24 protein-coding genes and 1 tRNA gene are annotated in these 25,865 nt (G+C 62.1%); 4 read left to right on the forward strand and 21 right to left on the reverse strand.

Going from position 1 to position 25,865, the window contains the following annotated elements; genetic code table 11:
* Positions 1-8: 8 nt before the first annotated feature.
* The 9 genes from LPC04_RS08245 to LPC04_RS08285 all read right to left on the reverse strand — a co-directional run bounded on the left by LPC04_RS08245 (position 9) and on the right by LPC04_RS08285 (position 7,812).
* On the reverse strand, positions 9-1,244 hold the full coding sequence (locus tag LPC04_RS08245; protein ID WP_275681696.1) for an MFS transporter: 1,236 nt from the start codon (positions 1,242-1,244) through the stop codon (positions 9-11).
* A 254-nt stretch (positions 1,245-1,498) separates the two neighbouring features.
* Positions 1,499-2,245 carry an SDR family NAD(P)-dependent oxidoreductase gene (locus LPC04_RS08250; RefSeq protein WP_275681697.1) on the reverse strand — a complete coding sequence of 249 codons (747 nt, stop codon included), beginning with the start codon at positions 2,243-2,245 and terminating at the stop codon, positions 1,499-1,501.
* A 58-nt stretch (positions 2,246-2,303) separates the two neighbouring features.
* Positions 2,304-2,714, reverse strand: coding sequence for an isochorismatase family protein (locus tag LPC04_RS08255; protein ID WP_275681698.1), 411 nt, complete (start codon positions 2,712-2,714; stop codon positions 2,304-2,306).
* Between the two features lie 5 nt (positions 2,715-2,719).
* Positions 2,720-2,878, reverse strand: coding sequence for a cysteine hydrolase family protein (locus LPC04_RS08260; RefSeq protein ID WP_275681699.1), 159 nt, complete (start codon positions 2,876-2,878; stop codon positions 2,720-2,722).
* A gap of 68 nt (positions 2,879-2,946) precedes the next feature.
* A complete protein-coding gene (locus tag LPC04_RS08265) occupies positions 2,947-4,248 on the reverse strand; it encodes a spinster family MFS transporter (protein WP_275681700.1) in 1,302 nt (433 codons plus the stop codon).
* A 766-nt stretch (positions 4,249-5,014) separates the two neighbouring features.
* Complete coding sequence (locus tag LPC04_RS08270; protein ID WP_275681701.1) at positions 5,015-5,653, reverse strand: FMN-dependent NADH-azoreductase; 639 nt, start codon at positions 5,651-5,653, stop codon at positions 5,015-5,017.
* Between the two features lie 123 nt (positions 5,654-5,776).
* Positions 5,777-6,436 (reverse strand): carboxymuconolactone decarboxylase family protein, encoded by a 660-nt coding sequence (locus LPC04_RS08275; protein ID WP_275681702.1) that lies wholly within the window; start codon positions 6,434-6,436, stop codon positions 5,777-5,779.
* 80 nt (positions 6,437-6,516) lie between these two features.
* The gene (locus LPC04_RS08280; RefSeq protein ID WP_275681703.1) at positions 6,517-7,176 is read right to left on the reverse strand and encodes a carboxymuconolactone decarboxylase family protein; all 660 of its coding nucleotides are present in this window, start codon (positions 7,174-7,176) and stop codon (positions 6,517-6,519) included.
* A 30-nt stretch (positions 7,177-7,206) separates the two neighbouring features.
* On the reverse strand, positions 7,207-7,812 hold the full coding sequence (locus LPC04_RS08285) for a VOC family protein (protein ID WP_275681704.1): 606 nt from the start codon (positions 7,810-7,812) through the stop codon (positions 7,207-7,209).
* Between the two features lie 341 nt (positions 7,813-8,153).
* Between LPC04_RS08285 and LPC04_RS08290 the strand changes: the two genes are divergently transcribed.
* A complete protein-coding gene (locus LPC04_RS08290; protein ID WP_275681705.1) occupies positions 8,154-8,933 on the forward strand; it encodes a TetR/AcrR family transcriptional regulator in 780 nt (259 codons plus the stop codon).
* Here the strand turns inward: LPC04_RS08290 and LPC04_RS08295 are convergent.
* A complete protein-coding gene (locus LPC04_RS08295) occupies positions 8,930-9,886 on the reverse strand; it encodes a LysR family transcriptional regulator (protein WP_275681706.1) in 957 nt (318 codons plus the stop codon). The genes LPC04_RS08290 and LPC04_RS08295 overlap by 4 nt on opposite strands.
* A gap of 193 nt (positions 9,887-10,079) precedes the next feature.
* Here LPC04_RS08295 and LPC04_RS08300 point away from each other — a divergent pair, with 193 nt between their 5' ends.
* A complete protein-coding gene (locus LPC04_RS08300) occupies positions 10,080-11,162 on the forward strand; it encodes a CaiB/BaiF CoA transferase family protein (protein WP_275681707.1) in 1,083 nt (360 codons plus the stop codon).
* A gap of 886 nt (positions 11,163-12,048) precedes the next feature.
* On the opposite strand, the gene LPC04_RS08305 is transcribed toward LPC04_RS08300, so the two are convergent.
* Positions 12,049-12,426 carry a hypothetical protein gene (locus tag LPC04_RS08305; protein WP_275681708.1) on the reverse strand — a complete coding sequence of 126 codons (378 nt, stop codon included), beginning with the start codon at positions 12,424-12,426 and terminating at the stop codon, positions 12,049-12,051.
* 55 nt (positions 12,427-12,481) lie between these two features.
* Between LPC04_RS08305 and LPC04_RS08310 the strand changes: the two genes are divergently transcribed.
* Positions 12,482-13,684 (forward strand): hypothetical protein, encoded by a 1,203-nt coding sequence (locus tag LPC04_RS08310; protein ID WP_275681709.1) that lies wholly within the window; start codon positions 12,482-12,484, stop codon positions 13,682-13,684.
* Between the two features lie 20 nt (positions 13,685-13,704).
* On the opposite strand, the gene LPC04_RS08315 is transcribed toward LPC04_RS08310, so the two are convergent.
* From LPC04_RS08315 to LPC04_RS08325, 3 genes are read right to left on the reverse strand one after another with little or no spacing between them, the layout of a single operon-like run.
* Positions 13,705-14,628 (reverse strand): hypothetical protein, encoded by a 924-nt coding sequence (locus LPC04_RS08315; RefSeq protein ID WP_275681710.1) that lies wholly within the window; start codon positions 14,626-14,628, stop codon positions 13,705-13,707.
* Positions 14,629-14,633: 5 nt separating this feature from the next.
* Entirely contained in the window at positions 14,634-16,643 is a 2,010-nt protein-coding gene (locus LPC04_RS08320) for an ORC-CDC6 family AAA ATPase (protein ID WP_275681711.1), read from the reverse strand.
* On the reverse strand, positions 16,640-17,554 hold the full coding sequence (locus LPC04_RS08325) for a phosphoribosyltransferase-like protein (protein ID WP_275681712.1): 915 nt from the start codon (positions 17,552-17,554) through the stop codon (positions 16,640-16,642). The genes LPC04_RS08320 and LPC04_RS08325 overlap by 4 nt, the downstream gene beginning before the upstream one ends.
* A 217-nt stretch (positions 17,555-17,771) precedes the next feature.
* Between LPC04_RS08325 and LPC04_RS08330 the strand changes: the two genes are divergently transcribed.
* A complete protein-coding gene (locus tag LPC04_RS08330; protein WP_275681713.1) occupies positions 17,772-19,055 on the forward strand; it encodes a hypothetical protein in 1,284 nt (427 codons plus the stop codon).
* Between the two features lie 523 nt (positions 19,056-19,578).
* Here LPC04_RS08330 and LPC04_RS08335 read toward each other — a convergent pair.
* The 7 genes from LPC04_RS08335 to LPC04_RS08365 all read right to left on the reverse strand — a co-directional run bounded on the left by LPC04_RS08335 (position 19,579) and on the right by LPC04_RS08365 (position 25,832).
* Entirely contained in the window at positions 19,579-21,018 is a 1,440-nt protein-coding gene (locus LPC04_RS08335; protein WP_275681714.1) for an SMODS domain-containing nucleotidyltransferase, read from the reverse strand.
* Positions 21,015-21,932, reverse strand: a complete 918-nt coding sequence (locus tag LPC04_RS08340; protein WP_275681715.1) for an S-4TM family putative pore-forming effector — start codon at positions 21,930-21,932, stop codon at positions 21,015-21,017. The genes LPC04_RS08335 and LPC04_RS08340 overlap by 4 nt, the downstream gene beginning before the upstream one ends.
* Positions 21,933-22,506: 574 nt before the next feature.
* Positions 22,507-24,180 (reverse strand): HEPN domain-containing protein, encoded by a 1,674-nt coding sequence (locus LPC04_RS08345; RefSeq protein ID WP_275681716.1) that lies wholly within the window; start codon positions 24,178-24,180, stop codon positions 22,507-22,509.
* Positions 24,181-24,469: 289 nt separating this feature from the next.
* Positions 24,470-24,853, reverse strand: coding sequence for a hypothetical protein (locus LPC04_RS08350; RefSeq protein WP_275681717.1), 384 nt, complete (start codon positions 24,851-24,853; stop codon positions 24,470-24,472).
* A gap of 45 nt (positions 24,854-24,898) precedes the next feature.
* Positions 24,899-25,111, reverse strand: a complete 213-nt coding sequence (locus LPC04_RS08355) for a hypothetical protein (protein ID WP_275681718.1) — start codon at positions 25,109-25,111, stop codon at positions 24,899-24,901.
* A complete protein-coding gene (locus LPC04_RS08360; protein WP_275681719.1) occupies positions 25,108-25,413 on the reverse strand; it encodes a hypothetical protein in 306 nt (101 codons plus the stop codon). The genes LPC04_RS08355 and LPC04_RS08360 overlap by 4 nt, the downstream gene beginning before the upstream one ends.
* 342 nt (positions 25,414-25,755) lie before the next feature.
* Positions 25,756-25,832, reverse strand: a tRNA-Met gene (locus LPC04_RS08365).
* Positions 25,833-25,865: the final 33 nt, after the last annotated feature.

The raw sequence follows: 25,865 nt of genomic DNA on the forward strand, positions 1-25,865 counted from the left end.
CCCCGCAGTCATGCGGACACCATCACTCGGCTATCGGTATCGTCGATCCTCTGCTTGCGACGCAGATCGATGCCGGCCTGACGCCCGGCCAATGCAAACATACCTGCTGCGAGGACACCCAGGAACAACGTGCAGGCGAGCGCTTCGCGCAGGGAGCCCGGTCCGTCGAACAGGTCGCTGAGTTCACCGGTGATCAAGGGCCCCAAGCCAACTCCGACCAGATTGGTGAAAAGCTGCGATACAGCCGTGACACGCCCGCGGATCTGCACGGGTGTCAAGGTCAACAACAGACCATAGCCCGGGCCCAGCCATCCGCCCAGCAAGAATCCCATCACGACCGCGCAGCCGACTGCCAGCCCCGCGTGCGGTGCGAACACCATGCCCAGACCGGCTAGCACCGCCAGCGCCATCATCACGCTCGGCACGATTGCAAGTCTGCCGGGCGCGCCGAGTGAGACGCGATCGGCAAGCGGACCTGCTACGGCCGATCCAACAGCCTGGCCGACACCCGCCACCATGGCAACGACCAGCCCCGCTTGCCTGGGGTCGAGTCCGTGCAGCCGGATCAGGAACGAAGCGGTCCAGGTCCACAGCGACGACATCAACATCGCGGCCAGGATGATCGCCACCGTGAGCAACAGCACGGAGCGATTCTTCAGGAAGTGTGCCGCCACCCCGACAACCTCGCCAGGCCCAGTCGCGGCCACAGCATCGAATGAGCCGCGGCGCGGTTCCTTGAAGACGGCCAGAATGACGGCCGCCAGCAGCAGCCCAGGCAGTCCTGCGACAAAGAACATCGTGCGCCAGCCGAAGCGATGCGCGACGATGGCGCCGAGCACGAAGACCAGACCCGTTCCGATCGCCGTGCTGAGATAGAACAACCCGATCGCAGACGCCCTCCGACGTGGCGGGAAGTAGTCAGAGATCAGCGACAGGCAGTTGGGGGATGAACCCGCTTCGGCTCCGCCGACGGCTAGTCTCGCCAGCAGCAGGCTCGTATAACTCGTCGCAAAGCCGCTCAATGCCGTCATGCTGCTCCACGCGACCAGCAGCACGCCGAGCATCCTCGCACGATTGACGCGATCTACGAGCCATCCCATCGGGATCACCGCGGCGGCGAACGCCGCCGAATGCGCGAGCCCGCTCAATGCGCCTACAGCACGATCACTTAGCGCAAATTCCTTCTTGATCGGCTCGACGAGGGCCGAGACGATGTTGCGATCGACCGTGTGCAGCGTGTACACGAGCGTCAGAACGCCCAACGCCACCCACTGCGATCTGGAGACACGCCCTGAAGTTGAATTCGAAGTCATGACGCAGTATTGGTTCCAATGCAGTTGCAGAAGGCACGTCCGTTGGCGCAGACGGCGCACGACACCTTCGTGACGAACACTCCGCAGGAGGGGGGATCATTCCGGGCCACCACCTCGCCATCGGGCCACAGCAGCAACGGCATTGACACCGACGTCGCGATCGAGCGACCGCGACGCCGAGTCGATCAGGACAGCATCACGCCACCGTCGACAATGATCTCGCTTCCCGTGATGAACGATGCGTCATCCGACAGCAGAAACGCGACGGTCTTGGCGATCTCACCCGGGCGGCCGACGCGCTTCATCGCAGTGAGCGCAGCGAATACCTCCACGCGGCCGGGCACCTTGAGCATCAGCGGCGTCTCGATGGGCCCCGGAGAAACGGCGTTGACGCGCACGCCCCGGGTGGCGTATTCGATCGCGACCGATTTCGTGATACCCAGCACCGCATGCTTGCTCGCGGTATAGGCATCGCGGCGGACCAGCCCCAGGTGTCCGAAGATCGACGCGGTGTTCACCACCGCCCCGCCGCCACTGGCTTCGATCGCTGGCAGCTGGTACTTCAGGCCGTAGAAGATCGCATCGAGATTGACGGCCATCGTGCGGCGCCAATCCTCGACGTCGACTTCAGGAAGGGATGCCAATGCGCCGCTGATTCCCGCGTTGTTCACCGCAAGGTGCAGCGCGCCATAGTTCTGGACAGCCGCCTCGACAAGGATCTTCTGATCCGACACGGAGGCCACATCCGCACGAACGGCGATCGCCTCGCCGCCCGCCTCGCGGATGGACGCGGCAACGCTCCGAACGCCCTCCTCGTCGAGATCGACGACCACGACCTGGGCTCCTCGCGAAGCGAGCTCGTGCGCGGTGGCCGCGCCAATTCCAGCGCCCGCACCGGTCACGATGGCTACCTTGCCTTCAAATGTCTTCATGTGAGTCTTCTCTCAGTCCGTCCCGACGGGTTCGCAACGCGCTGGCGGATGCCGTTCGTCAGCCCAGCATTTCCATCAATTGCGCCGTCGTTCGCACGCGACCCAGCAGAGGGAAGATCGCGTTCGCGGCGAAAGCGTGCATCTCCGCGGCGACGCTCGTGATGGCATCTTCCACGAAGATCAGCTCGTAGCCCAGCTCCCAGGCCGACCTGGCGGTGGACTCGACGCCCATGTTGGTGGCGACGCCCGTCAGCACGATCGTCTTGATGCCACGGCGGCGGAACTGCAGGTCGAGCTCCGTGCCATGGAACGCGCTCCATTGGCGCTTGGTGATCTTGATGTCGCTCGCGGCCACTTCGAGTTCCTTGGACAGCACGGCGAAGTCGGGGGGCAGTCCGTCCTCCAACCGAGCCATCGGACGATCGACGCTCTGCTTCAGTGCGTCGGCGAAGTCGCTTGCCCACGTCACGTTGGTCAGAGCGACGACGGACTTGCGCTCTCGGAAGCGCTCGCGAGCCGGTCGGTGCGCGCGACGATGTCCGCGCCCGTGTGCGGCGCCAGAGGTATCCGCAGGATGCCCTCCTGGAGATCGATGGCGACCAGGGCCGTGGTGTCGGCGGCGAGTTGGGTCATGGCAGTTCCTTCAAGAGAGTCAGCGGTTGAGTGAAGGGAATTGGCGACAGCGGCGGCATTGGATGAGCTCAAGCACGCGCAGCAGCCGCAGGCACTTGCCCCGAGGCGTCGATACGGGTCATGTCACCCTTGGCATACCAGCCTGCCAGGGCGAACAGCACGGCCGCCAGGACGCCGACGATCATCGTCAGCGCGATGGCCAGGCGAAGTGAATCCGACCCGCCAATGTGATCGCTCAGTGCCCCCGTCAGCAAAGGGCCGAGTCCTGCGCCAACCAAGTTGCTGAGCAACTGGGAGGTTGCGGTGACCCGCCCCCGCATCGAAACGGGTGTCAACGTCAGCAGCATGCCGTAGCCGGGTCCGAACCAGCCGCCGAGCATGACTCCCATCAACAGTGCAAAGCCGATGGCCGTGGGCGCCGTCGGAGCGAACAGCATGCCGAAGGCCGCGAGCACCGACAGCGCGGTCGTGGCGCTCGGCACGAAGGCGAGTCGGCTCGGTACGCCGTGTGAGAGGCGGTCGGCCAGGGGCCCGGCCGTCGATGAGCCCAAAGCCATGCCGACGCCTGCGGCAATCGCGATCACCAAGCCCGCTTGCTTCGGCTCGAGCCCGTGGATCCGGATCAGGAACGAGGCCGTCCAAGTCCAGAGAGAAGACACGAGCATCGCCGCCAGCATCACGGCCATGACCAGCACGAGTACTGAGCGGTTCCGCAAGATGTGACGAATGGCATCGTCCATGCCCGCGCCGTTCAGTGCCCCGTCCGTCTCGAACCTGCCCCGGGCGGGCTCTCGGAGGAACAGGAGCAACAGGCAGGCGACGACGATCCCGGGCACGCCGGCAGCGAAGAACATTGCACGCCAACCGTGGTGCTGAGCGACCGCCGCACCGACCAGGAACACCACGCCGGTTCCGAGGGCGGTGCTGAGATAGAACACCCCGATGGCCGACGCCCGCCTGCTGGGAGGGAACAGATCGGAGATGAGCGACATACATGTCGGCGACGTGCCCGCCTCCGCGCCTCCGACTCCCAGCCGCGCCACAAGGAGGCCCAGATAGCTCGTGGCGACACCGCTCAGCGCGGTCATGACGCTCCACGTCGCAAGCAGCGAAGCCAGCAGCCGCGTGCGATTGACCCTGTCAGCCAGCCAGCCGACAGGAAGCACCGCAATGGCAAAGGCAATGGAATGCGCCAGGCCACTCAATGCCCCCATGCCGCGATCGCTGACCTTGAACTCATGCTTGATGGGCTCGACCAATGCGGATATGACGTTCCGGTCCATCGTGTGCAGCATGTACACGAGAGTCAGTAGGGCCAGGGCACGCCATTGGGAGGAGTCGATGCGCAGGGTATCGGCCTCAGCGCTCATAGCACGCACTCCGGACAAGCGATCCGATTGCCCGAGCGACCACTCGAACGGTGCCGCTCGGCCACTCCTGCGCCGCAGAAGGCGTCCTCGTCCCGATTCCGCCCGGGAGAGCCAGCGCCACCCGCCGCGCATCGGGAAGCTTGAGAGCACACACTTTCATTTCGTCTCCAGAGCTCAAACGAGCGTTTTCTCGCCCTGCAGCGCTTGCGCCAGAAGGCGCCGCGTTGCTGCGGCACGCTGATGCCGCCATCAGCGCGCCCCGACAGCCTGGCGATCTGCGTCGCCTGGGCTCTCGCTATGCCTTGAGTCGCAGTATAACTGGCACATCGTCAGTTTTCATAGTGAAAGCACCTACACCGAGTGCGCAACTTTATTTGTCTTCATTAGTTGATTACATTTCATTTTTTGGCAGCAGGCATCTGCAGCCGCCGGCAATCAGGCGGGATCGCGCGCCGGGATAGCTTGACTCCAGCGACCATCGCCGCAGTTTCGCGATCTGTCTGAGGTTCGCTGACCCAGCGCCATCAGGACAACCCGCCGACCGGCTCATTGAGCCATCGATGCGACACGCATATGCTTCGCACCCGGAACGTTCCAGGGCCGGATTCATCGTAGGAATCGAGGCTCGCGGCGCCTCTCGGTGCACTGCTGAGTGCGCGCCGCCGAAGCCGGAATCGAGACAGCCGCGATAAGCCGCCCCGACGGCGCGCTCGACAAGTACAACCGTTCCGCAGCCTTGCGCCGTGGATCCAGATGAGCGACGTACTCAGGACACCAGCGATTCGTCAGCCGAGACGAAGTTCAAGGCGTTGATTTCGGCACTTGCGGCGCGCATTGCTTCGGCGCGTACCGCATCACCCATCGCCAGTCCCTCTGCCCGGACGATACGAATGTCCGTGATGCCGAGGAAGCCGAACATCACTTGCAGGTAGCTCTCCTGGTGTTCCATCGCGCGGGCCGCTTCGCTCGTGGAGTAGACGCCGCCTCGGCTTGACGCGATGAACACAGTCTTGCCGGTCGCCAGCCCAACAGCGCCTCTGTCGGTGTACTTGAACGTGCGACCGGCTTGCGCGATTCGATCGATCCACGCTTTGAGTTGGCTGGGCACGTTGAAGTTGTATAGCGGCGCACCGACGATGATCAGGTCCGCGGACAGGAACTGCGAGACCAACGCTTCGGAGGTCGCGTTTTCACGTCGCTGGACGCTGGACAGTTCGGCCGACTGTCCAGCAGCAAATCCCAGCGAATCTGCATTCAAGTGACCAGGAGGGTCCGCAGCCAGGTCAAGGTACTCGACATCAATGCCAGGATTGGCTGTCACGATCTTTGCCCTGATTTTCGTCGTAAGTTGCCGTGATGCAGACATCGCGCCCAGGACGCTTGAATCGATGTGAAGCAGTTTCATGATCTCTCCTTGAAGACGCGATACGACCGGGCTTCCTTCAGAGGCGCTCGTCCTCGACGGATCGCGGGGATGGGATGTTTCGTTGTTGGGACGGCGCTGCACGAGTGCAGTCGTATCTCGGGATCACGCCTTCTTGTCGACGCCGTATCGCGCCGAGAAGGCGCCGAGATCTTTTCCCGGAGGAAGTGGAACTTCGATGACACGCTCGGGAACGTCGTCGAATTCCAAACGCAATGCCTTGATGAACGCCGCGTGCTGCATGTAGCTGCAGATGAAGTACGTGAGCTCCATGATGTCCTCGTCCCCCAAGTGCTTCTGCAGCTCGGAAAAGACTCCGTCGGGCACTCGCCCGAAGTCTTGGACGACCGCGTCGGTGTAAGCCAGCACGGCGCGCTGCTGTGCCGTCCAGATGTCGGCGACCGCCCACGAGGGAAGAGAATCAATCTGCTCTTCGCTCAGTCCCATGCGGCGCAGCGCCTTGCAACGTTGCGAGAAGACGAACTGGCTGCCCGCAATGAACGCCATCCGGCCAATGGCAAGCTCACGCAGGTCGCTGGCAAGCAGACTGACCGATCGGTCTGCAAAGAAGCCGTACATCTTCGGCAGGTCCAGCGCGTGATCGAACACATAGGGTCGCAAGGCGAGCGTGGTCCACCAGTGTCCGGGCGAGCCCGATTCGGTACCGGGATGCCGGACGGGGCAGCGTCCGTTGAAGACCGCGTCGTAGTACATCTGCGCGCGCGGATGTGCTTCCGACAATGGCATTTGCTTGACACGAGGCATGGAGTTCTCCTTGGGGTTTTCAGTCGGCGCCAGGACCGCTGCGGCGGGTAACGGCTAGGGCGATTGACGTTGATCGATTCCTACGGCCTTCTGTCGACGCCGTGCAGCGTCGCGAACGCCTCAAGATCCTTGCCAGGCGGAACGGGCACCTCGACAACCCGCTCGGGAACGTCGTCGAACTCGAGGCGCAGCGCCTTGCAGAAGGTGGCATGCAGCATGTAGCCCGTGATGTGATAGGTCAGTTCGACGATGTCCTCGTCCGTATGAAGTCGCCGGAGCTCCTCGAAGACGCCGTCGGGGGCGCGCCCAAGGCCGTAGACCACCGCATCGGTGTACGCCAAGATGACGCGCTGAGCCGGCGTCCAAATGTCCGAGACTGCCCAGGACGGAATCCCGGCGACGTGGGCATCGGTGAGTCCCGTGCGGCGCATGGCCTTGCAGTGTTGGGAGTAGACGAATTGGCTTCCCACGACGTAGCCCGTCCGGGTGATGGCGATTTCGCGCACCTGCTTGTCGAGTTCGCTCACCGAACCCTCGGCGAACAGGCCATACATCTTCAGATGATCGGCCGCATGGTCGAACACGTACGGTCGCAGCGCGATGGTCGTCCACCAATGACCCGGCGAGCCTGAATCGGTACCAGGATGCTCGACGGGGCACCGTCCGTGAAAGAGTTTTTCGTAATACTCGCGGGCGCGTGGATGCGCCGTCGCGAGAGGCTGCTGTTTGAGTCTGGGCATGGTTTCTCCTGGGCGTTGCGCATCAGCCGACTACGCCACGGCCGTCTTCTGGCGCTCCAGATAGGCCGGTCGGTCGTTGACCGTGGCAGGCGCGTGCAGAACGTCGGTATCCCGCATTGGGCGAGCCCAGCCGGCGAACTCGAGCTGGATGCCATCCGGGTCCTGGAAATAGATGGAGCTCACCCACAGGGTCGGATGCTTCCTGGTGAAGCTGTGGCCCTCCGGGCTGTCGTCGTGGTGCAGCACCTTCGAAACCTTGATGCCCGCCTTCGTCAGCTTCTCCATGTAGGCCGGCAGCATCTCGGCGTCCACGTCGAACGCGACGTGATTCATCGAGCCCACGGCAGTTGTCACATTGCCCATGTCACCCATATGAGTCTTCGGCACGGTAATGCCCTTTTCGACCTCGGGCGCATCGGGGAACCAGAAGAACGCGAGTGAGGCTCCGTTGCCTGCATCGAAGAAGAAGTGCTGGCCCATGCCGGCATTCAGGTCGCAGGTCTTGATCAATGGCATACCCAGGATGCCTTGGTAGAAGTCCACAGTCTTCTTCATGTCCCGGCAGACCAGAGCCAGATGGTTCAGGCCGCGGATATCGAAGTGAGGATTTTTCTTCGCAGAGAGGTTCGTGAACATGTTCATGCCTTTCGTGGGATGGTGTGGGCGCGTTCTGAACGTGGCCAACCGAGGCGCGAGTTGCACGCTCTTGCTGAGCCATGTCTCCACTGATCGCTAGTCAGTCCAGTCAGAATACCTACGACCTTGTAGGTCGTCTATATTGGCTCAAAAAACCCATCCAATGAGTGTTGTTTTGCGAGCTGCTGAGCAGCGGAACATGTCCTTCGATGCCTGCGTTCAAGCTACCTACTCCCTAGTAGCCAGTTGATACAATCTCGCCTGCTAAGCGATGCACCGGCCCGCGACCTTCTGCAACGTCGTTGATCGGATGGCGTAGGTGAGTCAATGGAGGAACGGAAATGACTCGAGATGACAGCAACGTGGCGACTCGCACGAGCGCGAATCGCGCGCGTGCGACTCCCGGCAGACCTCGAGCACGAGGCAGCAGTTCTGACATCAGCCCACGAGAAACCATCTTGCGGGTGGCATCAGAGCTGTTCGCGCAAAGAGGCTATGAGGGCACCACCATGGCAGAGCTCGCGGATACCGTTGGCATCCGCGGTCCATCGCTGTACTACCACTTCAAGGACAAGGCCGACATACTTCGGGCATTGGCCGACATCGGTCTGCATCAGTCGTTGCGAGAGAGCGATTTCCTTCGACGAGATCAGGGGCACTCTGCACCAGCCAGGCTCTATCACTTGATGTATGAGTCTGTTGTTCGACTGAAGACGGCCCCCTACGAGATGAGCGTGCTCTTCGATCCCGCGTTTCGCACCGAGCAATTCAGGGATGTCTACCAACGCGTCACAGTGTGGATGGACGATCTCGAGTCCATCATTGCCGACGGCATCGAGAGCGAGGACTTCCTGCCGCACGATCCACCAACCGCGGCATATACGATTCGTGGCATGGTCCAGACAGCGATTCCCCAGACGGGGTTGAAGACGACTTTCGACGCCCGCACGTTGGCAGACTACGTATCCAGCTTCGCACTTCGGGCGCTATTGCGTGAGCAAGCGCGCCTGCCAAAGATACGAAAGGAAGTCAGCGAACTGCGACGCACGAAAGCGATCCGCTCCGAGGTCGCTGAGGATGAGGTGCCTGCACCCGCACCTGGACGTGCAAGAGAACGCTAGGCCGACTCGCGAGGTTTCTCTGCGGGTGGCCAATCTGGTTCCTTGGGATAGGCCGACCTCAGATGGTCCAGAAGCAGCGCGGCCGCCGGCGCCAGTTCAGCCGCAGGCTTGGAGGCGAGCAGCAGCCGGCGAACCGCCCATGCATCGTTCAACCGAACGACTTTCAGGTTGAGTTCGCCAATTTGAGACCGGCAAGCGGCGAGGGGCGCGATACCGATGCCGAGATTGGCTGCAACCATGTGGCACATGGCGTCGAAGCTGCGTACCTGCACACGCAGGCGCATTGGCAGCCCAACTTGCTCGGAGGCGCGCGACGTCAGTTCCAGCAACGAGCTTCCACGATTGAGGCCGACAAAGTCGTGAGCCAGGCAAGCTCGAAAGTCCACCCGTTTGCGACGAGCAAGGGGATGCTTGGCCGGACACAACACGACGAGTTCGTCGGTCTGGAACGGAGTGACGGTCAAGCCACTGGTTGGCGTGTTCTCGGCGAACACGCCAATGTCCGCGAGACCGTCAACCACCGCGCGAACGATATCGCCGCTCAGTTGTTCCTCAACCTCGACGCGAATGTCAGGATTCCTGGTAAGGAAGGTCGACAGGGCCGTGGGCAAGAACTCAGTGAGCGCAGACATGTTCGCCCACAGCCGAACGTGGCCACGCACGCCTCGCGAATAGTCTTCGAGCTCACTGCCCAGTTGCTCGAATCCGTGGAACAGGCGCATCGCATGCTGCATCGCGACGTTGCCAGCCGGCGTCGGCGCAATCCCTTGGGAACTTCGCTCCAGGAGCTTTGTGCCCGTGGCGGCCTCGAAATCACTGAGCCGACGACTTGCGGCTGAAACCGCGAGATGGCATTCCTGCGCACCCTTTGTGATGCTGCCGGTCTGAACGACCGCACAGAAGAGGCGCAAGGTCACGAAGTCGATTCGTGCCGGATTGATCGGGCCAGGCATACGCAATTCTAGGGTTGGCCCGTCCCGGTCTTGCCTTTCGCAATATGCGAAGAGGCAATGCCGGCTGAGCAATTCCGCTTTGGCATTTTGGTTCCTACAGTGAGAACGCAGCCAACCAAATTGGTGCTCGGCGCGAGTCGTGCGAACGATGGGCGCTGACAAGTGCACTCACCGAGCGTCAGGAGCGAAGAGCATGGAAGCGTTAAAGGGTATCAAGGTCCTGGAACTGGGGCAACTTATCGCAGGGCCGTTCGCCGGCAAGACCTTGGCGGATTTCGGGGCCGACGTCATCAAGGTCGAACCGCCGGGTTCAGGCGATCCGCTGCGCAGATGGCGGCTGCTGCGAAATGGCACCTCCTTGTGGTGGGAAGTGCAATCACGCAACAAGCGCTCGGTCGAGCTGGACCTTCGCAGCACCGAGGGCCAGGACACCGTGCGCGCCCTTGCCGCCGAGGCCGATGTCCTCATTGAAAACTTCAGGCCAGGAACGCTCGAGCGCTGGGGACTCGGCTGGGAACGGCTACACGAATTGAATCCGAGGCTGATCATGCTTCGCATCTCCGGCTTCGGCCAGACCGGACCCTACAGCCACATGCCTGGCTTCGGCGCCCTCGGCGAGGCGATGGGGGGTCTGCGACACCTGACCGGCGAGCCTGGCCGGGTGCCAGTGCGCGTCGGCGTCTCGCTGGGCGATAGCCTCGCGGCGTTGCACGGCGTCATCGGAACGCTCACCGCGCTGTACCACCGCGACGCGCACGGCGGTGTTGGCCAGGTCGTCGATGTCGCCCTGTATGAGAGTGTCTTCAACCTGATGGAGAGCCTGGTTCCGGAATACGACGCCTTCGGTGTCGTACGCGAGCGCGCTGGGAGCGCGCTACCTGGGATTGCGCCGACCAACGCCTATCGCTGCGCGGACGGCGGGTACGCCCTGGTAGCGGGCAATGGCGACAGCATCTTCAAGCGGCTGATGGCGGTGATCGGGCGACACGATCTGGAGACGGATCCCGGACTACAGCACAACGATGGCCGAGTCGCTCGCGCAGAGGAGCTCGATGCAGCGATAGGGGCCTGGACCCTGGCCAAGCCTCTGGATGAAGTGCTCGGGATTCTGGAGCAAGCCAACGTGCCTGCGGGCCGGGTCTACTCGGTCGAAGACATTTTCAGGGATCCGCAATACCTGTCACGCGAGATGATTGTCGAGGCGCCGACGTCCAACGGCTCTATCCTCAAGATGCCCGGGGTCGTCCCCAAGCTCAGCGCCACGCCGGGATCATAGAGGATCTTGCGGCCGCCGAACGGTCGGATGTAGTGGATGCCTTCGAGGAGAACGCTGTCCTTCAAGCGTTCGCGGATCGTGCGCGCGTCGTACTTGATGCGGGCGGACAGTTCTTCGGTGGTCAGGAGTTCGGGCTGCAATCGGCTACCTCGCTATATCTGCGTATTGCTAGACATGCTTAGTATATCGCATGCGTGACGCTTGTCAAGTTGTCTAGCGATATGACGAGCAACCGCTACAATGCGACTCAACGCCTATGACACGCACTCAACTCAACGTCCGCGTCAGTGATGACCTGGAGAAAGCCATCGACGAGAAGCGAATCGAGCTTCGGGAGAAGCTCGGGACGATCCCGACACGTTCGGACATCCTGCGATTCGCGCTGGAGGCCTACCTGCAAGTGGATTTGTCGTCCACGGACGCCGATGGCAGGTCAACGGCTGGGCCCGCGAAGAGAAAGCAGAAGTAGTCGCCGTCTTGCGCCTCGGTCGCCGGAAGAGTTCCGGACTGCCCGCATTGAATCTCTGACTTCGGATGAGATCGCGCTCGCGCCCATTCTGACTGTTAGCCTGTTCGAGGCGGATTCACGGCTCTCGAGCACCCTCGCTGACAGTTCTCCACCTCCTCAGCCGGCACCTAGGAAGCAGACGGAGACCACGGAGGCAAGAATGCGACGCGAATGGTGGCGAGCTGGTGCGGATGCTGCGAGTCGAGCGCATCAGCGCGATCGGCCAGAACGCGCCAAGTACGCGGCGCGGTTCGGAACGCCCGTTGAATGCGTGCGCCATCCGAGCTACGGCGGAACCGCGGACTTCCGCGCAGGAATCGCGCGCCCCTACAACTTGCGCGCGGTCGCACCGCGCGGCCCCGCCCGGTCCACGTCGTTCTAAGCGCGAGTTCCGCCGCGCTTGTGCGCGGTGGCGTCCCTCAGCACGCCACCAAGGGCTTCGATGGCGCGCGCCAGCAACTGTGTGCCGGCCTCGGTTCCATCCCAGGCCTCGCCCAGTGCGCGCTGGATGCGAGCGTCGGCGCTAAGCGTCGCGCCCCTTCCTTTTATGCCGATATTGGCAACTTTCATAACCGCACGGACGTCTGGCGTGAGCGACTTGATGCGGCCACTCAGAAATTTCGAGATCGTTGGTTGCGCAATACTCGAATCACGGGAGAGCGCGACTTGGCTACGCCCGGGCTCTCGAAGATAGGCCTCGAGCGCTCGCCGGGCCTTGATCGTTTCGGCTGATTGCTCCGTTGCTATTCTTGGCATATTGGCATATGCTACAGACCATCCGCCCGAACTTCAACACCGCCCAGAGCTCAACATGCGATACCGCCTGACGAAGTCGCCGCGCAAGCTTCGAGGCCAGGTGCTCACGCCGGCCGAGCTCGCGCAGTGCTTGGCGGGACACCTGACGGGCACCAACGGCTCGTGGCTTGAGCTCGGCGTCGGCACCGGGCGAATCGCTGAAGCCTGCATGGACATTCGAGGCGCGTCCAGCTACCTGGGCGTCGAGATCGATTCGAGCCTCGCCGCGCTCGCGCCGAAGCGCGACCGACTGCGCATCGAGATGGGTGACGTCCTGTCGCCCGCGTCCCTTTCGCAGCTGCTGGGCGACCAACGCTTCGACCGGACGGCCGGCAACCCACCGTTCGGTCTGCATGCGCTTGAAAGCGCCTGTCGCGACCGGATCACGAGCCTGTGTCCGGGCCTCGAGCTGTCGGCGCACTGGGTCCCCCTCGACCTCTACTTCGCGCTCGAGTCCCTCGCCCGGCTTAAGCCCGGCGGCGAAGCAGCCTTCGTTGTCGCGTCATCCATTACCGAGGACGCGCGTCTGCGTGCCTTCCGATCGAACCTGATCCAGACGGCCTCAGAGGTCGAGTGCTACGAGTTGCCCGTACGCATGTTCGGCTGGAAGGCGCAAGTGCAGTCGTACCTGCTCATCGCCCGCTTCGGAAGCACCGCATGCCGCGGCGTGACGGTCGGCCGACTGGCGCCGGGCTCCCTGGAGGTCGAGTCGAGCGCCACCGTGACGCCGGCGGCGGCGATCGAGCGGCTGGACTTCGCCTTCCACGAGTTCACCGAGATGAACCGCGCGCTCAACGAGTCCTCGCGCACATCGTCGCTAGCCGACCTTGGCGCAGAGATCGTTCGCGGCAGCCGCACGAGGGCCCAGTTCGACGGTCTGCAGATCAGCAGCTTCCACACGTCCGACCTGCCCCGCGCGCACTCCGAAGTGCGCTTCGACAACGCCGCCGACCATGGTTTCAATTTCGCTCAGCCCGGCGACATCCTGATTGCACGCGTGGGCACGCGTTGCCTGGAGAGGCACGCTGTCGTTGCTGCGGGTCGTCGGCACTACACCGAAGCCGTCTACCGCATCCAGGTTCCTCGCTCGCACCGGCAACGGGTCGCGCGGTGGATGACGAGCGAGGCCGGCGCCAGGTGGCGTCAAGCGGCCGCGACCGGCGCCTGCGCCAAGCACCTCACCGTCAGTACCCTGCTGCAGATGCCCATCCCGGGTTGAGGTCGGCCGGCGCGACACAGCTATGACCGCCAGTCGATTGCGTACCAGTGCCTGCGATGCACGCCCTGCGTGCGCCCCGGCTTGCGCTCAGGAAAGTCATATAGGGGTCGGATTTTCGAGTTGTCCAGACAGTAGAGCGCCGTCCCGAGCGCCATCGGCTTGGTTCCGAAGGGTGCTACAGCCAGCCGATCCAGGCCGCTAACCACCGCGCCGTCGTGGATGTCCTGCAGCAGCCGGTAAGCGGAACGCGGGTTGTTGGCGCCACAGAACATGACATCGGTGTTGTCCGGCTCGAGAAGCCTCGCGTTGGCCAGCAGCGAATGAAGATCCCAGGTCGGCTGAAACGGCGGAACGCCGAAGACGATCGTGACCTTCTGGTAGAAGATCCCGTCTTCGTCCTCGAGGACGTGCTTGACGCGGTTGCCCTCAAAGCCGAGGAAGCCGACCAAGTGGGCCTTGTTCCGCGCACTCAGCATCATCGCGTAGAGCGGCAGCGGCCTGCGGGGCCGGAAGTTCGACGTGAGGTCGAACGCGTTCCCGTGGACGGCGGCCGCAGCATCTTCCTTGGGGGTGTAGGACGCTGGCTCCACGTACATGAAGCCGCATTCGGGCCGGCTTTCCGGCCGCAGCGTGTGGTACGCGTGCAGGATGTAGAGGATTTCCGGAAACTCGAGCGTCGTCGCGTCCAACACGATGGACTCGGCACGAAGGTCTCGCGGGATGTCCTCGAGATCCTGGACGCCATAGACCTTGCCGTCAACGGTCAGCTCAAACGCTTCAGGGTCGTAGCGGACCTGCAGCTGGCGTCCGGAGATTGCCGCGCACAGCGCGCTCGAATGCTTGCTGCGGTCGTCGAGGTCGGCCCGACCGTAGAACGCCAAGTCGAACGGACCGAGCCCTCTCGCCTCGGCTTCCGACACCACGTCTTGTCTCGTGAACTTCATGGCGATCAGAACAGTTCGCTGGTGTCGGGCGCCAGATCGCCCGGATCGACGAGCTCCTTGAGCACCATCTCGAACTGCGCCGGGGACTGCCGAAGGATCACCTCCACGTGTCCAGCCTGCAGCGTGACCTTGCGTCTCTTGCGATAGCTGATCCGGAAGTGCGGCGCGTAGATCGGGTTGAGGATCAGGTCGGTGGCCGCGATGTCGTAGTTCGACTTGTTCTTGGTGTCCTGCTCCTCGTAGAGCACCGACCAGATCTTCGCCTGGCGAAGCAACGCCTCTGCTTCCGGTGACAGCTTCTCGCGATCGGACGCCTTGATCGAGAAGTGGTTGATCTCGGGCTCGCTCTGGCTGGCGCGCCGGTTGTAGGCCTGGAAGAGCTTGCCGAGCCGACCGGCGAGCTCGAGCAGGTGCGCGCCGTTGCTCCCCAGCTGGAACACGTCGGCGAAGACGTCCTCAGACACGACCTTCGCCGCATCTGCTTGCACCTCGATGTCGATAGGCTGCTGACGCGACCCCCCCTGGCCCGCGACGTCCTGGCCAGCCAAGCGCAGCGTGGCATGGCAGAGCGCCTGGAAGAACCGCAGGTTCGGGTCAGCCAAGGCGCAGAAGCGATCGAAGCCCGCATAGTTGAGGTTGCTGCGTCGCGGCAGTCCCGCGTACAGGTGAAAGAGACAACCCCACAGGTTGTTGTCGACCCACCCGCCCACCTTGAAGAACGGGTCTGGCCCTCTGTGGTTGCCGCCAGTGGCGTTGTTGAACTCCTTGACGAGCTCGTCGACGTCCTGCGTCTTCCGGTTCATCAGCGCACCCAGCACGATGCTGGCCTGCGCGTTCGCGGGAGTGTCGTCCTTGACGAGGTCGGCAGCTTTGTACCGCGCTCGGGCCTTGTGCAGCGTCAGCCCCTTGTCGATCATGTCCACCAAGCGACGCCGAAGCGGGTCATCGGACATGACGCCCACCGCAATCTCCGCTGCCGTGGGCGTCGGCAAGATCGTCCTCGCGCACCTCAGCACCTGCTCCCGGTAGCTGGGCGGCGCACGGTAGGCAAGATCCCTGACGTCGTGGAGCTTCTGCGGATCGAACACGGCGCAGTCGAACGAGCGTCCCGCCTGGTGCAGACGAAGCAACATCAGCTCCGCTGCCACCAGGCCAAACACGTTGAGGTCAGAGAACTCGTCTTCGAGGTCGAAGGTGTTGAGGTCGTGGACTTCGACGACCCGCTCGTCGCTGCTGGTCTTGAAGTCGTTGACGGCCTCCTTCTTGTGCGCGATGTGCACGACCAGCTGGGGGCGCCGGTGCTTGATGGCGTCGCAGATGATCTCGCGGTGCGCCGGCGCCAGGTTCTCGAACTCGTCGATGAACGCCTTGAAGGCCAGGCCCTTCAGTCGCGGACTCACGCGCTCCAGATCGCTGGCGAGGCGAGGCAGCACGAATGCGAACGAGATGAACTTCGGCTGCGGCTCTCGCTTGGGGTTGCGCACCCAGCTCTCCAGCTCGACCTGTCGCAGCTCGATGACGTCTCGCAAGGAGCTCAGGCACGGGTCTGCCAGGTCAAGCAGGCTGGCGAGCGCGCGATCAATGGCGGGGTCGCCCATGACGAGCTGGCCATCGGCGAAATTCGCCCTGCCAATCGATTCAACGGCAGAACATGCGTCAGCAAGAAGGTTCAGGGCGACGTAGTGCGAGAATGCCAGCTTGGCCTCCTGCTCGCCCAACCACTTCGCAGACAGCAGCCCACAGAATTCGGTATCGGGCCGGAAGTAGAGCCCGATGTGCCTCGCGTCTTCGTCGGGCAGGTCAGCTCGCTCCCGACTGAGCCACGATTGGTGCCCGAAGTAGCGGACGAACATCGTCTTGCCGCACCCGCGGCCACCCATAATCCGCACGCTGCGCGGATGGAACAGCACGTTGATCCAGTTCTTGAACGGCGGGACGATGAATTCGCTGTAGACGGACTCAGGCGCGAAGTCGTCCGCGCGGACCTTCAGGAACGGTTCGGATGCGGCAATCATGTTTGGCGCTTCAGAAGGAAGTTCCACTGCGGGGATTCAGCGTACAGCAGTGGAAGCGAGTTGTTCGGTGTCGCATGCTCGAACCCGAGCAGCAAGTTCAGCGAGTGCTGGGTGGTGGCGGGGATGTTCCGCTTGGTGCAGAGCGCTTTCACGAACTCCCGGACGTCATCAACCAGGTTCTCATCGTCTATCGCCCACTGCCGCTCGTTCTTCGCCGCGCCGCGATAGAACTGGTGGGCAGCACCGAAGACCTCGACCGGCAGCAGGGTCAGCCAAGGGAACTTGGCAGTCAACTTGTCCAAACCCTTCTGGTGCGCGACCAGGGGGCAGTAGATGACCGCTTGCGTGCCGGCGTACGTGTCGAGCTTGTAGTGCTCAGCGAATCCGGAAAACTGCTTTCCGGTTCCGAGCATGTCGTCGACGAAGACCAAGCACTTCACGGTCGCGGGCAGCGCACCGAGGTTCTCCGGCTTGCACGTCAGGGCCTTGCTGACGCCGTCACGCTGGAACTGCCGGATGACGACCGAGCCGCTCTTGCCGGGCACCTGCTCATGACTGCCATCGACGGCGACGAATCGAACGGGATGTGTCGCGTCACCCGACCGGAGGGACTCGACGAGTCCATCGACGTCGGCGAAGTTGCCGATGCCCCGCCGGCGAAGCTCGCAAGGCAACACGCATTCGTTGACATGCTGGATGGCGCTTGTGACCATCGCCTGTGAGCGATAGGACAGGTTGTCGAGCACACGCGCCGCCAGATACTGGTCCTCGCTCGAGATGAAGTTCTTGAGCCAGAGGTTCAGCCGAACGTCGGAGATGCCGGTGATCACCCCTCGGCGAAGCAGCATCCGAAACCGACTGACCACCTGGTCGTACAGCCCCTCGTGAGTGGGCGGAACATGGAACGCCAAATCAAGATCCTCCACAGGGAAGGCAGACCGCCCTCTCGGTGGGACGACCGAACTGCACCCGGATGCCCTACAGGCCCATCTGAGCGCGACATCTGCGACGGTAGCATCCGCAAGTGGGATTCCGTGCACTTCGATAACGAAAACTTTCTTTGGCCCATGTCGGGTTCGAGGCTCCATTTCCGTTATCTAGTAGGAGGGAAGCCACCAAAGACTTGGCGTGAAGGCGATTGGCGCGCGTCCGAAGGCGAATAGGCGGTGGGGTATTATGCTGCGCGCTGCAGCGGTTGGATTCAAGGCCACCCTCTTCCGCCGGCGGGCCGTCGAGGCGAATCGATCACTCAGAACGCAAACGATCAAGCGCGTATTCATGCTTCTCAAACGGGCCAGCCTTCCGATCATCGAGCACGCTTCGACAGGTGTGCGGTCTAGAGACGGCTCCGTTCTGGGGCCCGGTAGCATCGACGGCGCCTTGAATGCCGGCTCCTTGCGTATTGCCGGCGCCATCGCGAAGACGATCTACGCGAACCCGACTCCATCGCTTGGAACGAAGGCCACACTCTCCATGCAGTCCTTCGCCAGCGTACAGTGGCTTTCGCGGGCAACTGCAGGCTCCAGTAACTTGCGTCTCGTCGCGCAGCACGTCCAGTCAGATCTCGGCGTGAGGGACTTCTCTCGCAGCAGTCGAGTGGGTGAGTACGGACAGGGTCTGTGTTCGATCTTCATACAAGATCACCTGCACGTTCCCATCGTCTTGGACTTCGGCGTCCTGTGCGGCTTACTTGGCATTCCGGTCCCCTCGAAGTCGGTCAAGCATCCTGACTTCGCTGGTTGGCTGGGTCCGGAATACTGGCTAGTTGAATCGAAGGCAAGCCTCGCGCAAAGCTCGGTCAAGACAGAGCTGCGAGAGGGCCTGATTCAGTGTGATGCCGGCGCGACGCACATCGCAGCGAACGGCGGGTGGCTTCCTACCCGGTCGTATTCTGTTCTCACCGCTTTTCAGACTGATGCAGCAGCCGACGACACCGCAGTTCATTTTGCTGACCCTTCGCGTCGGGGCGGTCGCATCCCAGATGACATCCACGATAGGGTAGTCAGGCACTACTATCGAAGCGCCTTCACTGCGCTTGGCGCGGTGGGAGACCGGCTGGATGGAAGGCTGTCGCAGCGACGAATCCGAAGCACCTTTTTGCCGGGCTTCCCTGGTGTCCGGTTCGAACAGATAGCAGGAGGCCGACCACCATCATTTGTTCGGCCCGCGAGTGAGTCCATGGACCTTCAATGGTCACGCCTCTATGTCGACGCACGTGTAATGGACGCGCTTCGCACAGGCCAAGCAGCCAGCTACCAGGATGCCACCCGTCGATGGATACGTGACCTGCAGAGATCCGGTGAAGGGGTCGGCAGCAACATGGTCGCTTGGGCTGATGGTCTCGTTCTCGACCTGGTAGGCATCGACATAGATTTCGCTTCTCCAGAGGCTGTTTCCAACACTCCGAGGTGAGCCGCAACTGGGCAGGCGAAGCAACGGAGCAGACCAGAAAGTTGGCGCCGCCTATCAAGAGCCACGGTCACGGCTCCGACGCCGAGCCTCATCCGTGGTGGGCCCGAAGACGCATGAGCGCAAGGCTCCCGCCCCAGAGCGGGATGCCGCTGCCGGCACGTGCGAGGATCTCCAGTTGTTCACTCTGTGAGTGCGCTCATCCCCCAAGCCTAGCGGCCGGCGCCGTGGCCTGCCCTGCGCCAAGCGCTCGATTTCTCGGCCCTTTTGACGCGCCGGGATCAGTTGCCATGCGGTGTTCTTAGTACGGCCGCTGGCGGTCGTCGGAGATCGTGTACTGCGCGGCCAGGTTGCTCGGATCGGGGTGTGGCCATCGCACTCGAAACTCCAGCCTACCGACGCGTCCGCGAAATCCACGGCAGAAATGACGTGTACTGCTTCACTTTGCGTGGCACGCGTCATCCTGGCGCGGCTTTTGACTCCAAAGTTGCTTGGTGGCGGGCGCTGCCCGCACCCCGCCCGCCCGTCACTCCACGACCACGTAGAAGGGTTCGGACACGCCGTAGATCTTCCGGTCCGACTTCTTCACCAGAAACGCCTGAACGAAGTGGACGCCGCGGAAGCCAAGCGACTCGTTGTGGCTCTCGGCCGTCTTGCCCTCGTTGAACTCGCCGCGCAGCTGGCCGGCATCCAGGGCCTCCGTGTCGGTGTTGGCTACGCGCCATTGAAGCTTGTAGTCGTCGCCGAACGGCACCCCGACCGCGTTCGTCGCCTTGAAGCGGATGCCGCGGTGGTTCGGCAGCGGTTCGCCCGACGCGATGTTTCGCAGGAAAGCGCCGTTGCGCGACGTGAGCAGGTCCGCGGACACCCTCACGGTGTGCTGCTGCTGCTGCGGCGCCGCGCGCCAGGTCGGCCGGCGCACGTGGGGCAGGCGTACGAGCGAGCTCGGGATGACGTCCTTGCCGCGCGCCTTGACCATGTCGACCAGATCCTTGAACTGGCCGTACACCGCGACCGCAGCGCGCTTGGTGATCGACTCGCTGACACGCGCGGCTGCCTTGGTCTCGCTGGCCGCGAACGCGTCACCGAACACGCGGCGCCACTTCGCGATCGACTCTTCCTTGTCCTGCTCGTCGTAGGCGTCGTCAATCCACCCGCGGTACACGTTGATCTTGTCGCGGAAGTTCGCGTACTTCGTGTCGTCCCACACTTCGCTCTGAACCTCGGGTGCCAGAACCGGGTTGCGAACGGTGGGCAGGCTGGCGTTAGCTTGCAGCCAGTCGTCGAGGCGGCCGATGATCGTCTTCAGGCAGGTCGGTGTGTCGACAAAATCCTTCGAATCCTTGTCGCTGTCGCTGATGCGCAGGCCTATCAGGGTCGTCAACAGGAACGACGGGCAGGTGAAGTTGGTCTTGATGGCGCGCAGATGCTTCAGCAGGCGCGTCACCTTCTTCATGTCGTTGCCGCCGGCAACGCCGTTCTTGCTTTTGACCCAGTCCGTGTAGCGAATCGGCTCGGTCTGCTTGAACGTGTCGGTGGTGCGATTGCACACCTCGTAGATGCCATTCACCTGGCGACCAAGCACGCAGGGCGCGATGTCGATGCGACGTTCCTTGGCGTACTCGATGGTCACGCAGTAGGAGTAGCGACGCACCTTGTCCTTGTAGGTGCTGTTCTCTTTGAGGGCGTTGTACAGGTTGTCGATGTACTCGGCGGCCGTCCATCCGGTGACTGGCTCAACGATGGCGAGCAAGTCCGCGTCGAACTCATCGCCGGACACCGGCTTGATGATGGTGCCGTGAGCCCAGGAGCCGTGGCCCCGGAATTCGACAATCTTCGCGCCCCAGGACGAGGCCTTGATCGCCCGCTGAACGGCCTCGACGCTGCTGTCAAGCTGGTCGACGCGCGTCTGGTTCAGGTTGACCTCCTCGTCGAGGAAGGTCTTAAATTGTTCGATGAGTTTCATTGCTGCGCCCTCCCTTCGAGCGACTTCATGGCTGTTGCGACAAGTTCTTCGGCCGCGTGATGCGCTTCGTCCTCGCTGGCGTCGCGCATTCGGTAGTACACCCAATCGAAGACGAGCGGGTTGCGCTCTCGGTACTGGTAGATCGCGTCCTGCAGGTTGCGCGACCCGGCCTCCATCTCCGCGATGCTGCCCCCGCGAAGTGCTCTGTCCCACAACGTGTCCCATTCAGCGAAGAGGTTGTCGATGGACGTTGCGCTGTTGGTCTGCGCTCGGTGCTCCTTGAGTGCCCATGTCAGCAACGGCATGAACGGCACCGCCACGTTTAACAGCAGATCGTTCAATTGCAAACCGATCGGCACGCTGATAGCCAGCATCGCAATTGCGAACACGACGGTGGCGCCCAACACCCAGCTGCCGTAGGTACGGCGCACTCGCGAGTCGTACCGCAAGTTCGTCCGCTGACAGACCATCCGGCCCAGATAAAGCGGCAACTTGGCGACGCTGGCGTCATACCAAGCAAGGAAGTGGGACTCACGCTCGGGGTCGAGCGGCTTCGCGGACAATCGCCGCAATTCCTCCAGATCGACAGGCTTGCCCGCGACGAAGCGGTTCCATTGCAAGCTGAACACTTCCGTGTCGAACAGCTCCTGCAGCTTCGCGCCGCGCTTGATGCGGTCCTTCTGCACCCGCTCGATCCAGCCGGTGTCCAGGAGCAGAAGGATGATCGCCGCCAACGCAACGAACGCCTTCACGGTCGGATGCGTCGGCCCTTCAATTGCGCCGAATACGGGCAGCGCGATCGATATGCTGACCATTACGCCTTGCGTCCATTTCGCGAAGCGGTAGTTTCGGTCTCGGGCCCGCAGGAATCTGATCCTCTCGGGCTTGGCTTGTTGTACTGGAATATCGTTCATATTCAATTCAATCGAAACAGAGAACGCCGGCGCCATCCGCAAGTTGATGCGGATTCACACAGCGACGGAAATGCGGCACGTTGCGAAGCGCGAGCTTGACCGCGCGTCTTCTCGATACGACGCGTGCGCGGTCTCCGACTAAGGTTCGGATGAGATCAATCGAGTCGCGCCTATGCAGCGCCCTTCAACTCTCACGAATCTCGCGCAAGGCAGACGCGATAGCATCATGCCGCAGCCTAAGGCGCGGTATTGATTCATTGCCTCCCTCATCTCTTTGCCTCCGGACTCGCAGATTTCCAGGAATCTTTTTGGAGTTTTATTTTTTTGTCCGCTGCGTGCACCGGTCAGGTTTCTTGACTCTCTAGGCGCCGTCGCACTCGCCGCTCAGCAGCTGGGACGACCTGGTCGCATCGGTAACTCAAGGATACATCTAACCAGGCTCTTGTGCTGCAAAAAAGCAGCACGAGCACTACCCAAAACGATGAGTCGTTTGCGTAGTCGTCGCGCGCAACCCGCGGGGAGCAGCCTTCAAGCCACGAGTGGCGCGTGGCGGCGGTAAGCGCGCTGCTGCGGCTCAGGCCGGCAACAGCGAGTAGTCGATGATCACGGCCGAGTGAACCGACTCCGTTTGTGTTGCGTCTTCAAAGTACGCTTCGCCGACGTAGCTCACGGCCTCTTTGGGAAGGCCAAGGCGCTCGTAGGGGTGACCGCCGATCTTGGCGGTAATCGTCTCCTGCAGACGCTTTGAGTAACTCAGCGAATACGAAAGTCTCCCTCGCCTGTCCTGGACAAAGCACGGGGTGAAGAGCCTACGGTTCCGCTTCTTGATCACATCCAGCTGCTTGGCCGTCACCCTGAAAAACGTGTCCGGCCTGAGAATTCGATGAAGGTGAACCTCGTCGATGTTCGAGACCATCCGCAGCTGGTTGCGCGGCCGGTCTAGGCACCGGAAGAAGACGTCCTTGTCCAGACCGACCTCAAGGAAGAACAGGTACGTCAGCAGCAGGGTCAGACGATTCATAATCGCCAGCATCGGTGTCAGATCCGAGCTCTTGTACGAGATCGCAAGCGCGTGCGCGACCTGATCGCGCAGCTTCTTAATGCGTTTGAAGTCTGCGCTGGTGAAGCTGATAACCTTGACAACGTCTTGGTCGAGCGACGCCATGAGGGCGTCGAACTTGCTCGCGAACGTACCCGTTGACGCGAAAATCTGCGCGGCCGCACTCATAACCGCTGCCGCCTGCGCTTTCGTGAGCTTGCGCTTCACCGCAGCCAGGGCGGTCTCAAGTTCCTTGAGCCTGTCCGTGGGTTGAACGGGCGGGCCCGCCTTGAAGTCCTTCGACACATAGCCGTCCAACAAAGTGACGTACCCGAGGATGCGGTACTCCCAGAAGCCCTCGAAGGTCAGCATGCCAGCCAGGCGTGCCCAGACAACATCTCGGTGCTTCGACTGGAAGAACTTCTTGACCACAGTGTCCCAACTGCCATCGACGTCGTTCTTGCTCGTGAAGAACGTGCGCCAAGCGACCAAGTCGGGGTCGTCGGTTGATTGCGCCGACGGCGGAGGCGACTTCGACATACCGTAGTACAGGCGGCCGCTGTGCTTGCAGTCGGGAGACACATCGATCGATACGATCGAGCACGGGTGTACGAGCAGCAGAGATAGCAGCTGAGAGAACCGGCGAGCGAGGTCCCTGACCTCCAGCAGCGTGAAGCGATCGAGAGTCGCTGTGAAGAAGAACTCGAAGTGTTGGTGCAGGTTGCGATCTTCACCCTGCCGCACGAGCGTGGCGATGTACTCGCTCTCGCACTTGAAGTTCAAGTCGGACTGGGAGACTACGGCGACGAGCTTGTCGGGCATCGAATTCCACGTGAGCTTCACGCCCAGCTCGTCATCAATGCGCATCTGCGAGAAGAACCAGTCCGACACGTCCGTGTAGCGAACTTCAAACCTCTGGATCTTCGCTGCATTGATTCCGTGTTCAGCCACGAAATCGATGAGGAGTGACCGTCCGTGGCCCTTGCAGCCGAACAGGCTCCAGTTCGTGCCATCCTCCGCTGCAGCAACCAGTCCCTCGGCCAGCTGGGCTTCGTTGAGCTGAATGATCGGCGCAAGTCCGTCGATCGAGAAGGTCGCGGAGCAGCTGTAGCCGAAGGTGAGCTTGCCGTCGCCGATGTCGCCGACATCGGGGTGAGACAGCTTGACGCGCAGGGTGCGCTTCTGATCCGTTTCGGTCGTGTACCTCATCTCGCGCTCCAGGCGGCCCGCCCATCAGGACGACCCGATTGTGGATCTTCGAGTCGGGGTCTCAGGACGGCACGTGCACACGTGCCGTGAAGTTGACGAACAACGGCGGCGAGCGTCAGCGAAGCACCATCGGCAAGATGATCTGGAACATCTCGGAGACCATCGTCTAGGTGCTCAGCCACCGACACGATGGCGGGAAACGATTCCTCATTCAAGGCCGGCAACTTCAGCCAAGTTCGTCTCGTGAAGGTGTTCTGAGGTCAGGGCTCCGAGCGAGAGCAGAGACTCCTCAAGGCGCTGGTGGCGTCCAGCCGTTTCTCGTGGCTTCGGCTTTCCAGTCCGACACCCAGCCCTGCCGTTCGGCCTCGACTTGCCACGCGGGCTTCTGCGCTTGCGCGCGCGCTTCGCAATACTCGCTTAGCTTCACGAGGGGAGGGAACGTAGCTCCATAGATGGCCCCCGGCGTAGTCTTCCCGCGCACCGCTACCCCCTTGTTGCGAGGCGACGGTGCCTTTGCCAAGTCGAGCGACTGCATCACTGTCACCGCATCCTGAAGCAACCTCTTGAGCTGCGCATCCTGCGCGGCATTCATCAGCTTCCCGAGCTTCGGGATGCGCGCCTTGACCGTGCGCAGTTCCTTCATCTCGGCGATGACTTCTTCGTATGTCGTCAAGGTATCTCCCTTTGAAAGGCGCCCATCGGCGCTTCCTTGCTGGCCCTATTCGAGCCGGTCGAGTCGAACTTTGTCGACATGGCGTTGACCGGTCATGGACTCCGGCTCGCCCCTTGTTAGCCGCAACAGTCCACGATCTTTGAAATCCTCGAGCTCTCGCACGAACGCATTGAACTGCTCGTAAGTCTGCTGGGCCGACCGGACAATCATCCGACTGCCGCCCACTGGGATGCTTTCGTAGGCTTCCTGGGCGGTCATTGATCGCGCTCCTCTGCCCGTACCGATTCGCGCGGCGCAACGTTCTTGAACATAGTGAGGCCGCCGCTTCCGCAGTCGACCGAGTACAGGATGTCGCTGACCAGGTCGAATGAAATGCCGGTCTCCATCGCGATCGAGCCGTAGCTCAGCACCTGATGCGGCTCAGTCTGAGCCGCTTCCTGCGCATTGATGTAGCGCTCAAGTCGGCTCGCGAGTTCATTCCTGGTCGCGACGCTCTGGCGCTTCCTCGCATCGGAGCCCTTGTAGCTCTTGCGTGGCACGTGGACGGGATAGGTTGGCATGGATGACCCACTTGAAATCGCGTGCAAATTGACGTGCACCAATGGTACGGCAGGTGGTACCAATGACCATCCATGAGACGCCAAACGAACAGAAGCCGAAGCTCCGCACTACCCACCGTTGACTAACGCTCGCCGAATGCCAACCCCACTGGCCGCTACGATTCCGTCGGAATGCATACAAAACCGTAGAGGGCAAGGCCACAAGCCCAAAGGTCGAGTCTGGTCTTCTGAAAATCTGGTCGGGCCACGAATGGGCCAGATTTGGGCCACAGATGGGCCACAAAGCAAAACGCCCACTTGGAAGTGGGCGTTGCTCTCGAGGTTTTCACCTCGGTAATGCGGTGGTTGCGGGGGCAGGATTTGAACCTACGACCTTTGGGTTATGAGCCCAACGAGCTACCAGACTGCTCCACCCCGCGACTGAGAAAGCTATTATGGCATGAAACGGGCGT

Source organism: Scleromatobacter humisilvae (genome assembly GCF_023231945.1).
In the GTDB taxonomy this organism is placed as follows: Bacteria; Pseudomonadota; Gammaproteobacteria; order Burkholderiales; family Burkholderiaceae_C; genus Scleromatobacter; species Scleromatobacter humisilvae.

Excerpts from the sequence above, each read along its gene's own strand:
- LPC04_RS08250 (WP_275681697.1), bottom strand. The coding sequence starts at position 2,245 with ATGAAGACATTTGAAGGCAAGGTAGCCATCGTGACCGGTGCGGGCGCT.
- LPC04_RS08355 (WP_275681718.1), bottom strand. The coding sequence starts at position 25,111 with ATGACCGCCCAGGAAGCCTACGAAAGCATCCCAGTGGGCGGCAGTCGG.
- LPC04_RS08360 (WP_275681719.1), bottom strand. The coding sequence starts at position 25,413 with ATGCCAACCTATCCCGTCCACGTGCCACGCAAGAGCTACAAGGGCTCC.
- LPC04_RS08295 (WP_275681706.1), bottom strand. The coding sequence starts at position 9,886 with ATGCCTGGCCCGATCAATCCGGCACGAATCGACTTCGTGACCTTGCGC.
- LPC04_RS08260 (WP_275681699.1), bottom strand. The coding sequence starts at position 2,878 with ATGACCCAACTCGCCGCCGACACCACGGCCCTGGTCGCCATCGATCTC.
- LPC04_RS08345 (WP_275681716.1), bottom strand. The coding sequence starts at position 24,180 with ATGAGGTACACGACCGAAACGGATCAGAAGCGCACCCTGCGCGTCAAG.
- LPC04_RS08285 (WP_275681704.1), bottom strand. The coding sequence starts at position 7,812 with ATGTTCACGAACCTCTCTGCGAAGAAAAATCCTCACTTCGATATCCGC.
- LPC04_RS08315 (WP_275681710.1), bottom strand. The coding sequence starts at position 14,628 with ATGAAGTTCACGAGACAAGACGTGGTGTCGGAAGCCGAGGCGAGAGGG.
- LPC04_RS08340 (WP_275681715.1), bottom strand. The coding sequence starts at position 21,932 with ATGAACGATATTCCAGTACAACAAGCCAAGCCCGAGAGGATCAGATTC.
- LPC04_RS08275 (WP_275681702.1), bottom strand. The coding sequence starts at position 6,436 with ATGCCTCGTGTCAAGCAAATGCCATTGTCGGAAGCACATCCGCGCGCG.
- LPC04_RS08310 (WP_275681709.1), top strand. The coding sequence starts at position 12,482 with ATGCGATACCGCCTGACGAAGTCGCCGCGCAAGCTTCGAGGCCAGGTG.
- LPC04_RS08320 (WP_275681711.1), bottom strand. The coding sequence starts at position 16,643 with ATGATTGCCGCATCCGAACCGTTCCTGAAGGTCCGCGCGGACGACTTC.
- LPC04_RS08280 (WP_275681703.1), bottom strand. The coding sequence starts at position 7,176 with ATGCCCAGACTCAAACAGCAGCCTCTCGCGACGGCGCATCCACGCGCC.
- LPC04_RS08335 (WP_275681714.1), bottom strand. The coding sequence starts at position 21,018 with ATGAAACTCATCGAACAATTTAAGACCTTCCTCGACGAGGAGGTCAAC.
- LPC04_RS08265 (WP_275681700.1), bottom strand. The coding sequence starts at position 4,248 with ATGAGCGCTGAGGCCGATACCCTGCGCATCGACTCCTCCCAATGGCGT.
- LPC04_RS08305 (WP_275681708.1), bottom strand. The coding sequence starts at position 12,426 with ATGCCAAGAATAGCAACGGAGCAATCAGCCGAAACGATCAAGGCCCGG.
- LPC04_RS08290 (WP_275681705.1), top strand. The coding sequence starts at position 8,154 with ATGACTCGAGATGACAGCAACGTGGCGACTCGCACGAGCGCGAATCGC.
- LPC04_RS08270 (WP_275681701.1), bottom strand. The coding sequence starts at position 5,653 with ATGAAACTGCTTCACATCGATTCAAGCGTCCTGGGCGCGATGTCTGCA.
- LPC04_RS08300 (WP_275681707.1), top strand. The coding sequence starts at position 10,080 with ATGGAAGCGTTAAAGGGTATCAAGGTCCTGGAACTGGGGCAACTTATC.